The organism is Halococcus saccharolyticus DSM 5350 (assembly GCF_000336915.1).
GTDB lineage: Archaea > Halobacteriota > Halobacteria > Halobacteriales > Halococcaceae > Halococcus > Halococcus saccharolyticus.
In genome coordinates this window covers 310,202-322,377 of sequence record NZ_AOMD01000021.1, presented here as the reverse complement: position 1 = coordinate 322,377, position 12,176 = coordinate 310,202, and the positions used below count along the sequence as shown (strand labels likewise).

General features: G+C 66.0%; 10 protein-coding genes. 5 read left to right on the top strand and 5 right to left on the bottom strand.

Annotated elements, in window-relative coordinates; translation table 11 throughout:
- Window positions 1-29 precede the first annotated feature (29 nt).
- Genes C449_RS09825 through C449_RS09815 form a run of 3 tightly spaced genes read left to right on the top strand, consistent with a single transcriptional unit; the run spans window position 30 to window position 3,160 of the window.
- Window positions 30-1,151: a Gfo/Idh/MocA family protein gene (locus tag C449_RS09825; protein WP_006077850.1), complete on the top strand. Its 1,122-nt coding sequence runs from the start codon at window positions 30-32 to the stop codon at window positions 1,149-1,151.
- On the top strand, window positions 1,148-2,149 hold the full coding sequence (locus tag C449_RS09820) for a Gfo/Idh/MocA family protein (protein ID WP_006077849.1): 1,002 nt from the start codon (window positions 1,148-1,150) through the stop codon (window positions 2,147-2,149). The genes C449_RS09825 and C449_RS09820 overlap by 4 nt, the downstream gene beginning before the upstream one ends.
- 45 nt (window positions 2,150-2,194) lie before the next feature.
- Entirely contained in the window at window positions 2,195-3,160 is a 966-nt protein-coding gene (locus tag C449_RS09815; protein WP_006077848.1) for a carbohydrate kinase family protein, read from the top strand.
- A gap of 54 nt (window positions 3,161-3,214) precedes the next feature.
- Here the strand turns inward: C449_RS09815 and C449_RS09810 are convergent, their stop codons facing one another.
- Window positions 3,215-3,550, bottom strand: a complete 336-nt coding sequence (locus C449_RS09810; RefSeq protein ID WP_006077847.1) for a UDP-3-O-(3-hydroxymyristoyl)glucosamine N-acyltransferase — start codon at window positions 3,548-3,550, stop codon at window positions 3,215-3,217.
- 188 nt (window positions 3,551-3,738) lie between these two features.
- Here C449_RS09810 and C449_RS09805 point away from each other — a divergent pair, with 188 nt between their 5' ends.
- Complete coding sequence (locus C449_RS09805) at window positions 3,739-4,713, top strand: aldo/keto reductase (protein WP_049914051.1); 975 nt, start codon at window positions 3,739-3,741, stop codon at window positions 4,711-4,713.
- Window positions 4,714-4,969: 256 nt separating this feature from the next.
- Here the strand turns inward: C449_RS09805 and C449_RS09800 are convergent, their stop codons facing one another.
- Window positions 4,970-5,926, bottom strand: a complete 957-nt coding sequence (locus C449_RS09800; RefSeq protein WP_006077844.1) for a sugar kinase — start codon at window positions 5,924-5,926, stop codon at window positions 4,970-4,972.
- A gap of 192 nt (window positions 5,927-6,118) precedes the next feature.
- On the opposite strand from C449_RS09800, the gene C449_RS09795 reads away from it, so the two are divergent.
- Window positions 6,119-7,021, top strand: a complete 903-nt coding sequence (locus C449_RS09795) for a dihydrodipicolinate synthase family protein (protein ID WP_006077843.1) — start codon at window positions 6,119-6,121, stop codon at window positions 7,019-7,021.
- 26 nt (window positions 7,022-7,047) lie between these two features.
- Here the strand turns inward: C449_RS09795 and C449_RS09790 are convergent, their stop codons facing one another.
- The 3 genes from C449_RS09790 to C449_RS09780 form a co-directional block, all read right to left on the bottom strand.
- The gene (locus C449_RS09790; protein WP_006077842.1) at window positions 7,048-9,246 is read right to left on the bottom strand and encodes a PQQ-dependent sugar dehydrogenase; all 2,199 of its coding nucleotides are present in this window, start codon (window positions 9,244-9,246) and stop codon (window positions 7,048-7,050) included.
- A gap of 186 nt (window positions 9,247-9,432) precedes the next feature.
- Window positions 9,433-11,076, bottom strand: coding sequence for a bifunctional phosphoribosylaminoimidazolecarboxamide formyltransferase/IMP cyclohydrolase (purH, locus tag C449_RS09785; protein WP_006077841.1), 1,644 nt, complete (start codon window positions 11,074-11,076; stop codon window positions 9,433-9,435).
- A 39-nt stretch (window positions 11,077-11,115) separates the two neighbouring features.
- On the bottom strand, window positions 11,116-12,051 hold the full coding sequence (locus tag C449_RS09780; protein WP_006077840.1) for a phosphatase PAP2 family protein: 936 nt from the start codon (window positions 12,049-12,051) through the stop codon (window positions 11,116-11,118).
- Window positions 12,052-12,176: the final 125 nt, after the last annotated feature.

Genomic DNA, 12,176 nt, shown 5'->3' with positions numbered 1-12,176 from the left:
CTAAGGCGACATCGGGTGTGGGTGCCGACATGGCATTGCGAATCGGCGTTCTCGGCTATCGATTCATGGGCAAGGCTCATTCGAACGCGTTCACGCGACTCCCGATGTTCTTCCCCGACGCGCCCGACATCGAGCGTCACACCCTCATTGGCCGCGACGAGGACGCACTCGCGGACGCTGCGGACCAGCTGGACTTTTCCAACACCGCGACCGACTGGGAGTCTGTAATCGACGAGGTGGACGTCTTCTACAACCTCGGGCCGAACTTCGTCCATCCCGAACCCTCGATCGCCGCACTCGAAGCCGATGTCCCCGTCTTCTGCGAGAAACCGCTCGCACCGACCCTCGATGACGCCGAGCGGATGGCTGCGGCGGCCGACGCGAGCGACGCGATCGCCGGGTGTGCGTTCAACTACCGCTTCGTACCTGCGATCCAGTACGCGAAAAACCTGGTCGACGACGGCGAGATCGGCGCGATCCGCCAGGTCCGCGGGAAGTATCTCCAGGATTGGGGCGTCGACCACGAAGAGCCGTGGTCTTGGCGGATGGACGAGGACCTTGCCGGCAGCGGTGCGCTCGGCGACCTTGGCGCACACACGATCGACCTCGCACGATTCCTCATCGGTGACCGCGCGGGCGAAATCGAGCGCATCAGCGGCCACCTCCGGACGTTCGTCGACGAGCGACCAGTGGAAGGCGAGGAGAGCGAGGACGCGCGCGCGGTGACCGTCGACGACGCCTACTCCGCCCAGGCCGAATTCGCGAACGGCGCGATGGGCACCTTCGAGGCCTCGCGGGTCGCCGACGGCCACAAGAACCACCACACGATCGCGGTTCACGGCACCGAGGGCAGCCTCCGGTTCTCGCTCGAACGTCTCAACGAACTCGAACTGCTCCGCGACGGCAACCGGGGTTACGAGACGATGCTCGTGACCGACGCCGACGACCCCTACGTCGATCACTGGTGGCCGCCGGGCCACGTCCTCGGCTGGGAGCACACCTTCGTTCACGAGGACTACGAGTTCCTGTCGGCAATCGATCAGGAAGAAGCGTTCCACCCCTCGTTCGCCGACGGTCTTGCGGTACAGCGCGTCCTCGACGCCATCGAGCGCAGCGACGACCGCGGCGAGTGGGCGGCGGTCGAAGCATGACTCCCGACACCCTTCGCGTCGGCGTCATCGGCACCGGCTACATCGGCACGACGGTCGGCGGGCAGTTCCACCAACATCCGAAATCGGCCGTGACCGCGATCACCGACATCGCCCCCGAACCGCGCGCCGCAGCCGCGGCCACGTTCGGTGTCGGCGAGGAATCGCTGTACGACGACTTTCGAGCGATGATCGAGGATGAACCGCTCGACGCGATCCTCGTCGGGACGCCGCACACCCTCCACTACGACCAGGTGATGGCGGGGTTCGATCACGACCTCCACGTGTTCTGTGACAAACCGCTGACGACGGACCTCGAACGCGCACAGGAGATCACCGACCGCGCCGCGACGAGCGACCGGACGCTGATGGTGGGATACCAGCGCCACCTCAACCCGGCGTTCGTGGCGGCGCGCGAACGGTTTCAGGAGAGCGAACCGCGATGGATCACCGCGGAGATCACCCAGAACTGGCTGTCGAACTTCACGGAGACGTGGCGGACTGACCCCGATCTCTCGGGCGGCGGGATGCTCTACGACACCGGCAGCCACCTGCTCGACGCGGTGCTCTGGACGTCGGGTCTGGAGCCGACGGCAGTGTCCTCGCGGATGCGCTTTGCGGACGACGAGCAGCGAGTCGACGCCGAGGCCACGGTACTGATCGAGTTCGCCAACGGCGCGACCGCGAACGTCTCGGTCTCGGGCGATTCACCCTGCGTTCGCGAGCACATCCACCTCTGGGACGACGACGGCGCAGTGTATCTCGACGGCCGGGAGTGGGAGCCGCGGACGGTCACGGAGATCGACGCCGAGAGTACCGAACACGTCCCGTACATCGACCGAAGCGACCAGGTGAACAAGGCCGAGGCGTTCATCACGGCGATCGACGAAGGGCGCGCGCCACCGGCCACGGCTCGTGACGCGCTCCGGGTGACCGCCGTGACCGAAGCGGCCTACGAGGCAGCACGCTCGGACGAGTGGATCGACGTCGATCTGGAGTGAGTGCCAGCCTCCAACACCTTTCCCGGCGGGCCGCGAGCGGTCGGTATGGACGACCCAGCGATCCTCGTCGCCGGTGAGACGCTGATCGATTTCTTGCCCGCACAGCCGGGACCACTTTCCGAGGTCGAATCGTTCTCACGGCGAGCGGGTGGTGCAGCGGCGAACGTCGCGATCGCGCTCTCCCGGTTCGACGCATCGCCGTGGTTTCTGACGAACGTTTCGACCGACGGGTTCGGCGACTTTCTCGCAGCGATCCTTGACGAGAACGGGCTTCCCGGTCGGTTCGTGACGCGCTCGGCTCATCCGACTACACTCGCCTTCGTCGCCCACGACGCCGACGCCGACCGGAGTTTCACGTTCTATGGAGCCGACAGCGCCGACAGCCATCTCGATGCGGACGTGGTTCCGGATAGCGTGCTCGATCACATCGAGTGGATCTGCGTCGACGCGCCGGTGGCGCTCGCAGCCGAACCCGCCCGCTCCGCACTCCTCGATCTCTGCGAGCGCGCCCGCGACCACGACTGTCGGGTGGCGTTCGACCCAAACACGAGACGCGAGCTCTGGCCTGACGATGTGACCCTCCACGAAACGCTCGACGCCGTGTTCGCTCGAACGGACGTGGTCAAGACCTCTGTCGAGGATCTCGGTGGAACGTCGTTCGCGGACGACGATCCCACCGATCTCGCCGCGAACCTGTTCGCTGCCGGGCCACACACCGTATTCCTGACGCGGGGAGCCGACGGGTCGCGCGCGATCGCCGCCGACCGCGCGCCGTGGGGAGCCGTCGACGTCTCACACCCAGGCTACGACGTTGATCCCGTCGACGCGACCGGTGCGGGCGACGCCTTCCTTGCGGGCGTACTTCACGAACTCGCCGGCGGCGAATCGCTCGACGAGACCCTCGCGTTCGCCAATGCGGTTGCCGCACTCACCACGACCGAGACGGGGGCGATCGACGCACTGCCCGATCACGAGGCCGTGACGGCGCTTCGAGACGCCTGTCCGGAGTGATCAATCCGGTGGCGGACCGTGCGACGAAACGAGACCCACGAACGCTGGTGGTGACTACCGTGTCCGGCGACCGCCGCCGATCTCGTGATCGTGAACGTGTGCGTGCTTGCCGACCCGCGCACCCTCGTCGACCCGAGCGTTTTCGTGAACGTGGACGTGCTTTCCCACACTCGCGTTCTTCCCGACTGACGCATCCGCGTGGACGTGGGCGTGCTTGTCGATCCGCGTGCCCGCCTCGATCTGCGCGTTCTCGTGGATCTCGACGTGTTTACCGATGCGAGCGTCGGCACCGATGTGTGCGCTGTCGTGAATCGTAGCGTGTTTGCCGATCTCGGCACCGTCGTCGACGTGTGCACTCCCCGCAACCCGAGCCTTCTTTCCGATATTCATCTCTCGAGGAAGAAGGCACTCGATTCACATAATTGTTGTCCGGGTTTGCGTGGCGAATCGACCAGCCACCGTTCGGTCGGGAAGGCCGAATCGAGAGCGCGGTCCGGCTATATGGGCGGTCGGCCGTCACGCGCAGGTACGAGGTTTTTGTTTGGACCGAACGATGTTTCGGTATGGTCGACACCGACATGGAGTACACCCGACTCGGCGACACGGGATTGGAGGTTTCCCGGCTCTGCCTCGGCTGTATGAACTTCGGCAGCGACGCGCCGTGGATGATCGACGATCGAGAGCAGAGCGAGGCGGTCATCGAGCGCGCCATCGAACACGGGATCAACTTCTTCGATACGGCGAACGTCTACTCGCGCGGGGAGTCCGAGGAGATCCTCGGAGACGCCCTCGACGGTCGCCGCGACGAGCACGTGATCGCCACCAAAGTCCACGGACGGATGGCGAATCGGCCGAACGGCCAAGGGCTCTCGCGGCGACACGTCCTCGAACAGGCCGACGCCAGCCTCGACAGGCTGGGAACCGACTACATCGATCTCTACCAGATCCACCGCTGGGACGACGAGACGCCGATCACCGAGACGCTCTCGGCGCTCGACACCCTCGTCGATCACGGGAAGGTCCGCTACGTCGGCGCGAGCACGATGTCCGGGTGGCAGTTCACAAAGGCGCTCTACGAGGCCGACGTGAACAATTTTGAAAGATTCGTCTCGATGCAGGCCGAGTACAACCTCGTCGACCGTCACGAGGAGGCGAACGTCCTGCCGGTCTGCCGAGATCAGAACGTGGGGGTCGTTCCGTGGTCGCCGCTCGCGGGTGGTTTCCTCACCGGCAAGTACGAGCGCGGGGAGGATCCCACCGAGGGCCGAGCGGCCGACGACGAACACACTCGGAACCGGTTCACCGAGGACAACTGGGCGGTGCTCGACGAAGTCCGCGCGCTCGCCGACGAGAAGGAGACCACGCCGGTCGGGATCAGCCTCGCGTGGCTGCTCGCGAAGGACGTCGTCGACGCACCGATCGTCGGACCGCGAACCGTCGAGCACCTCGACGAGCAGGTGGCGGCGCTATCGGTCTCGCTGTCGGACGACGAGATCGAACGTCTCGAAGCCCCAAAGACGCCGGTGTGGTCGCGAGAAATCGGCGACGTCTGAGGGTCTGGCTCCGTAATCCTCTCAGGCGACGGCGATCGCGGCCGCGACGAACGACCAGTCGGTTCCCGATCGCGGTTCGTCGTTCTTTTTCTCGGCTTTCGTTCGGTTTCTGCGGTGTTGCCATTCCATACTCGAACGAAGTGTTTACTCGCCCTTGAATACTTTGCTTCGTTGACTATTCTGTCGGGAACGTTCGGGAACGATGCGTGTCGTGGAGAGGGGATTCCGGAAGCCGAGTTCCTACCGAGCAGTCTCGCTATCGGTACACTGCATCGCGCTCGCCACGGAAGACTTCGAGCTCCTCGCTGGTAGGCAGGCCCTCGATGTCGCCAGCGACGGTCGTGGCGAACGCGCCGACCGCGTTGGCGCGTTCCGTCGCTTCGACCGGGTCGAGACCCCGCAGACGGCCTGCGAGAAAGCCCGCCGCGAACCCGTCGCCCGCCCCGACCGGGTCGACCACCCGCTCGACGTCGTAACCTGCGACGTGTTCGGTCGTCGAGTCGTCGGCGACGAGCGCGCCCGCCGCACCGAGTTTGACCGCGGCGAGGTCGGCTCCACGATCGAGACACGCCGCCGCGATGGCCTCGGGTTCCTTGGCGTCGAACAGCGCTCGGCCTTCCTCGATGCCGGGCAGCACGATGTCGGCCGCCGCCACCAGATCGAGCAGCGTCGATCGCATTTCGTCCGTGCTGTCCCAGAGTTTCTCCCGGAGATTTGGATCGAACGAGATCGTCACGTCCGCCTCGCGGGCGCGTTCGACAGCGGCGAAGACGGTCTCGCGACACGAGTCACTGAGGGCTGGCGTGATCCCGGTGAGGTGGAGGTACTCGGCGTCGGCGAGGAACGCTTCGGGGAGATCGGCGGGCGTCATGGTGGACGCGGCCGAGCCGTGTCGGTAGTAGTACACCGAACTCTCGCCGAGCGCGCGGCGCTCCTTGAACATGATCCCGGTCGGTGCGTCTTGGGTGGTCGTTACGTGGCTCGTATCGACACCCTCGCCACGGACGAACGAGCGGAGATACTCGCCGTGGGGGTCCGCGCCGAGTTTGCTGATCCAGCCGACATCGTGACCGAGCCGTGCGAGGCCGATCGCGACGTTGCTCTCCGCGCCGCCGAGGCTCTTCTTGAACTCGGTGGTGTACTTCATCGGCCCCGACTCTGCGGGGTTGATCAACACCATCGTCTCCCCGAGCGTGACGACACGCGGTGACATGCTCGTTCGTGTCCCGCCCGCGGCCCTAACCGTTCCGGAATCGACTCTCGGAGAGCCGGCCCCTCGATGTAATGTGGGATTGTCCGTCGGGAGCCACCCGATTCGTTCCGAGCCGTTTCCGGTGCCGCAGACGACGCCATCTATCATAGTAAATTCGCGAATATTATGCCGGTCCGTCGAGTGGGGTGTGTCATGCAATCAGACAGCAACCCCGATCCGCTCTCATCCGGTGGTGTGATCCCGCCGACGGTCACTGCCTTCCACGGCGACGAGTCCGTCGACTACGGGACCACTGCCGCCCACGCGCGGTTCGTGGTCGATCGCGGCGTCGACGGCGTGTTCCCGCTCGGAACCAACGGAGAGTTCGCATTGCTCGACGCCGAGGAATCCGTCGGTGTGATCGAGGCGGTCGTCGACGAAGTCGGCGGCGAGGTTCCGGTGATCGCCGGCGTCGGTGCGGTGAGTACCTACCATACTGTTCGCAACGCCGAGCGCGCCGCCGACGCAGGGGCCGACGGTGTCATGATCGTCACGCCGTACTACTACCCGCTCGACGACGAGGGTGCGATCGAACACTACCAACGGGTCGCCGACGCGATCGATCTTCCGATCTACGTCTACCACATCCCCGGTCGGACGGGCAACGAACTCTCGCGGGGGACTCTCGCCGAACTGGCCGAGATCGACGCGATCGCTGGAATCAAGGATTCGAGCAAGGACGTCCCGTGGCTCGGCCAGACCATCGCCACTAACCCCGATCTCACTGTCCTCCCTGGCGCGGACTCCCTCCAGTTCGTAGGTCGCGTGCTCGGCGGCGTCGGCGGTGTGAGCGCGATCGCGAACGCCTTTCCCGAGATCGTGGTCGACCTCCACGACGCCTACGACGCTGGTGATCGCGACCGCGCTCGCGATCTTCAGGAAACACTCTATCGAATCCGTGCAGCGTTCGATAAGGGGCCGTACATGGCGGGCGTGAAGGGAGCACTCTCGCTCCAGGGGTTCGACGCCGGTCCGCTTCGCAGCCCCCTCCGACGGCTGACCGACGAGCAGAAAAACGAACTCGAACGCGACCTCCAGGGCCTCGGCGTTCTCTGACCGCGGCGTTGTCTCACTTCGTCGCGTTACTCGCTGTCGCGTCCGGACAGCAGCCGCGCCGCACCGATCGTGAGTCCCGAAAGCGCCGCAAGTACGCCAAAGCCCGGACCGGAACCGCTCGATCCCGCGGCGTCGCCGGTACTCTCGTTCCCGCCGGCGGCCGTCGTTTCGTTGCCGACGCGTTCGGTGGCGGTCGTTCCGGTCGTGGTCGCTGCGGTGCCGTCCGCTTCAGTCACGGTAGTCGCGGCCGGGATCGCCGACGTAGTGGCGTTTGCTGGCGTGGCGTTCGCCGTCGTGGTTGCGTTGGCGGTCGTTGCGCTCGTTGTCGGAGTCCCGTTGACGGTCGCGTTCGTCGTCGATCCAGCCATCGGTGTCGCGTTGGCGGCCGTGGCGTTGGCCGTCGTCGCGTTGCCAGCGGAGCCGTTGTTGGGCGTCGCGGTCGTGCGCTGTGCCGCGCTCTGCGGCGGACGGATGCGGTGGACCGCGCCGGTTCGTCCCTCCGAGGTTTCGGCGCTCGTCAGTACGTAGAAGCCACCGTCGTTGTCCCGCCCAATGGCGAGGACGTACGCGCCCACCGTACCGCTCTCGGTGTTCTCGATCGTGAGCTCTTCGAGCTCCCAGAGTCCCTCGTCGGTCGGAGTGGCGGCGAACAGCGAGCCGGTCGGGGTCTCGGTCTCGGCGGTCTTCCGGAAATCGCCGAAAACGTACTTTCCTCCCAAGGACCCGATCGCGTCGTTATCGTAAACGTAGCCACCGATGACCGCCGAGCCGACGCCTTGGCCCTGGTAGCTGTGTGGGTACTCGATGACGGGATCGATGAGTCGCTCGCCGCCGCGAACGTCCGGTGGGAGCTGGCTCGGGCACTCTTCGGGCGGGTTGCGACTCCCTTCGGGCCCCGGTTTGAAACAGTGGGTGCCCTCGCGGACGTTCCAGCCGTAGTTTTTGTCCCTCTCGACGATACTGACCTCCTCGAACCCGTTCTGGCCGACGTCGGCGACGAACAGCCGCCCGTCGGAAAAGCCCATCCGCCATGGGTTGCGAAAGCCCCACGCGAACTGCTCGTTCAATCCGGCATCGCCCACGAGTGGGTTGTCCTCGGGGATCGCGTATGGCTTGTCCTCGCTCTCGCCGTCGACGTCGATTCGGAGGACACTCCCCAGAAGGTTCTCGGTGACGTCCTGGCCGTTGCCGCCCTCGTTGTCCTCGTACCAGTCCTCGACGTGGCCGGGGTTGTTGTCGTGTGCGCCGCCGCCGTCGCCCACGCCGATATAGCAGTAGCCGTCGGGACCGAACGTGACCGAGCCGGCGTTATGGGTGTCCTGAGGCTGAGGAATTTCGAGTAGTCGGCGTTCGAAGCTCGCGCTGGTCGCTGACCCATCGCTCGCCCGAAACTCCGCGAGCACTTCGGTATGGGAGTACGAATCGGGTGCACTCTCGGTCAACGGCGCGCTGTAGCGCAGGAAAAATCGGCCGTTCGACTGAAACTCGGGATGGAACGCCATCCCCAGCAGTCCTTTTTCGCCGCCGACTTCGGCCATCCGATCGCTCACGTCGACGTACGGCTCCTCACGCAGCCCATCGTCGGTGTGGAGATACACCTGCCCGAGTCGGTCCGCGATGAACCGTCGGCTCGACGTGCCCGGTGGCACCTCGAAATCGACCGGGGCCACGAGGCCGCCATCGACGATCGTTTCGAGCCGGACCGACGCGCCCGATGAAATATACGGTTCGGACTCACCGCCCTCGGTTGGTGTCGGAGTGGTCGTTCCGCCGCCCGACCCGTCGCCGAAGGAGATCGTCCCCTGCATCGAGGTGATGTGTGGCTCGCAGACGTACTCGGCCATCGCCTCGCGCGCGGTGAACTCGATGGACTGGGTCGCGCCCTCCTCGCTCATCACTTCGGTGCGTTCGAGTACGTTGCCGTCGCCGTCGAGCAGCGCGACGTTGTGACCCATTCCATCCAAATTCTCCCAGACTACCCGATAGGTGGTGCCGGCTTCGAGCTGGAGGGTGGGGTTCGTCTCGTCGGCGATCGTGTCGGGCGCACGGCCCTGCCAGCCGGCGATTTCGCCGCCGAGTCGGATGATCTCGGGTTCGGACTGGGCTGCAACGCTGCCGAGCCCGCCGATGCTCGCGAGCGTACCGGCTGCGGCGACCGAGAGAAACCGACGACGTGAGGAAGTAGGAGACCGATCGGTGGCGTCGACGTGGTTCGTTCCGTTCATACTAGCAGTTTGTACACCCCGAGCGATCGAGCGACGGTTCGGAGTGAGTGTATTACACAGATCGGTCGGCGTCCCTTTAGCGATTGTGATACCCGAAGGAAAACACGAACGGTAGCTGACCGGAGAGCTGGCCGGTCTGACTGCCGAGCGACTGGAGACGCTGTGAGCGAAGCAGGACGGCCGCAGTCAGTCGTGGCGGAACGCGCGCTGGCCGGTAAACGCCATCGAGAGCCCGAGATCGTCGGCGGCGGCGATCACGTCGTCGTCGTTCACCGAACCACCGGGCTGGACGACCGCCTCCACGCCCGCCTCCGCTGCCGCCTCGACCCCGTCGGGGAACGGGAAGAAGGCGTCGGAAGCCATCACCGACCCTGCCGCCTCGGTCCCCTCGGCGTGCTCGTCGGCCTTCATCGCCGCGAGCCGCACCGCGTCGACTCTAGAGACCTGACCCATCCCGACTCCAGTAGTTTGGGTCCCGTCGGCGAAGACGATGGCGTTCGACTTCACGTGTTTGATGACCTGCCACGCGAAGCACATCGCCTCCATCTGTTCGGCAGTCGGCTCAAGCTCGGTCACGACCTCTAGTCCGTCCGGCGCGAGCACCTGTTTGTCGCGCTCTTGAACGAGCCGCCCTCCGGTGATGGGTTTCTCGACGAACCGTCCTGCTTCGGGGCCGAACCCGTCGGTATCGAGCACTCGGAGGTTGTCCTCGTCCGTGAGCACCGCGAGCGCATCGTCGGTGTAGCCCGGTGCGATGACGACTTCTTTGAACGATTCGACGATCAGCTCGGCGGTCGCTGCATCGCACTCCCGGTTCAGTGCGACGATCCCGCCAAATGCGCTCATCGGATCGGTGGCGAGCGCGCGGTCGTAGGCGGTCGCGAGGTCGTCGGCGGTCGCACACCCCGCCGGGTTGGTGTGTTTGATCACTGCGGCCGCCGGCTCGTCGAACTCCCGGACGAGGCCGAGCGCGGCGTCGGTGTCGTTGTAGTTGTTGTACGACAGCCCCTTCGCGCCAGCGTTCACCTGTTCGGCGTCGACGACACTCGCTGCATCGGTGGTCGGGTCGGCGTACACCGCCGCCGCCTGGTGTGGGTTCTCGCCGTACCGGAGTTCGGCGGCGCGCTCGGTGCTCGTCACGCGCCGCGCCGGGAATGCAGCGTCCGTGTCGCTTCCGTTACCATCGCCAGCAGCGTCATCGCCACCGCTACCACCGCTGGTGTCGCCCTCGACGCGAACTCGGTGGTCGTCGCCCTCGTCCTCGATTGTGAGTCGTCCCTCGGCAAACCACCGGATAGCACGTGGATAGGCCGCGAACTCCGCCTCGGTGAGCACGCGCTGCTTGAGCGAGTCGGGGTCGTCATCGTCGTAGACCGGGACGGCTTCCTGGGTCACGATCGGGCCGTCGTCGACCGTTTCGGTGACGACGTGAACCGTGCAGCCGGTCACGCTCACGCCCGCGTCGAGCACCTGCTTGTGGGCGTCTACCCCTGGAAATGCAGGGAGCAACGATGGGTGGATGTTGAACGTGAGCGGCGCGCCGTCGATGAACTCGTTCGTGAGCACGCGCATGTAGCCGTCGAGACAGACCAGGTCGATATCGTACTCGTTGAGCCGGTTGAGGAGTCGCCGCTCGTGGGCTGCGTCGGACTCGTCGTCGCCACGCTCGACGATTTCGGTCGGAATCCCGCGCTCGGCCGCAGCGTCGAGTGCGGGGGCAGCGGGGTCGGCTGCGAGCATCACTGCGAGGGTCGCACCGCCGGGGTTCCGGTCGGCGATTCGGCAAAGGTTCCGTCCGCGATTGCCCGCTACACCGGCGATCCGTGTCATGATCGGAGGCGTGCGCGCCGCGCGCAAAGGCGTTCGGATTCATCCCGGTCGTGTTCGCCCTCGTTCCGCACCGACGGCCGAGACGACGCGCTCGCCGAGATCCGGTGCGGCGACGATCGCGGCGGCGGCGACCGCACTGCCGATCGCCGTCACCGGTGTCGGCGGCACCGAAAGATATAGCGCGAGAAAGAGTACACCGGCGAGCACTAGCGTCGCCACGCTGACAACGGCCATCCCCGTGGTTCGGGGTGTCGCCGGCTCGCGGTCGACCAGCGCATACCACGCGAACCACGCCCCAACCGCGACGCCGAACGCCGCGACGCTGTCGAAGCTGAGCTGGTTGAGCACGCCGACGAGGCCGATCGCGACTGCGACGAGGAGCGCCCGACCGGGATCGGTGCCGCGGTCGGCGAGCCGGTACACCACGTAGAGGAGCACCGCACCGATCGCCACCCCTGCAACCACGTCGATCAGATAGTGGACTCCGAGTGCGAGTCGAGAAAACGACATCAGCACGATGGCTGTACCCGCGACGGCCAGGCGAACACGTCGGGTTCGATAGTCCGTGGCGAGCGCCGCGCCGCCCCAGACCAGCGTCGTCCCGAGCGCGTGGCCGCTCGGGAACCCGTACCCATCGGCGGTGGCGGCGTTCTCGAAGACGGGAACGAGCAGCGGTGGGAGCCACGGGATCGTGACCGCGACGCCGGCACCCGGCGGTCGTGGAAGCGTGAAGACGCCCTTGAGCGCCCCGACTGTCACGACGTACACGATCGGCAGCGCGAGGACGAACGCCCCGCGCCGCCGGGCGAGCGGATTGCCGGGCCGCGTCGACGCGAGATAGATGCTGCCGGCGAGAACGGACATGAACCAGACGTCACCGAGCTGGGTCAGCGCCGCGAGCACGACGACGCCGACCTCGCCGAACACCCCGTCGAGCGCGTCGGGAACTCCGAGTCCGCGACCAGGCTGCGCCACGCTACCGACCTCCCCGCCCCAGTAGGGCGGTTCCGTCGACGACCATCCGAACGGAGCGCTGTCGGGTCATCGATACCAATCGCCGAGAAGCGGGCCACGACCTTCGGTGCTGTGGTATGTCGTTT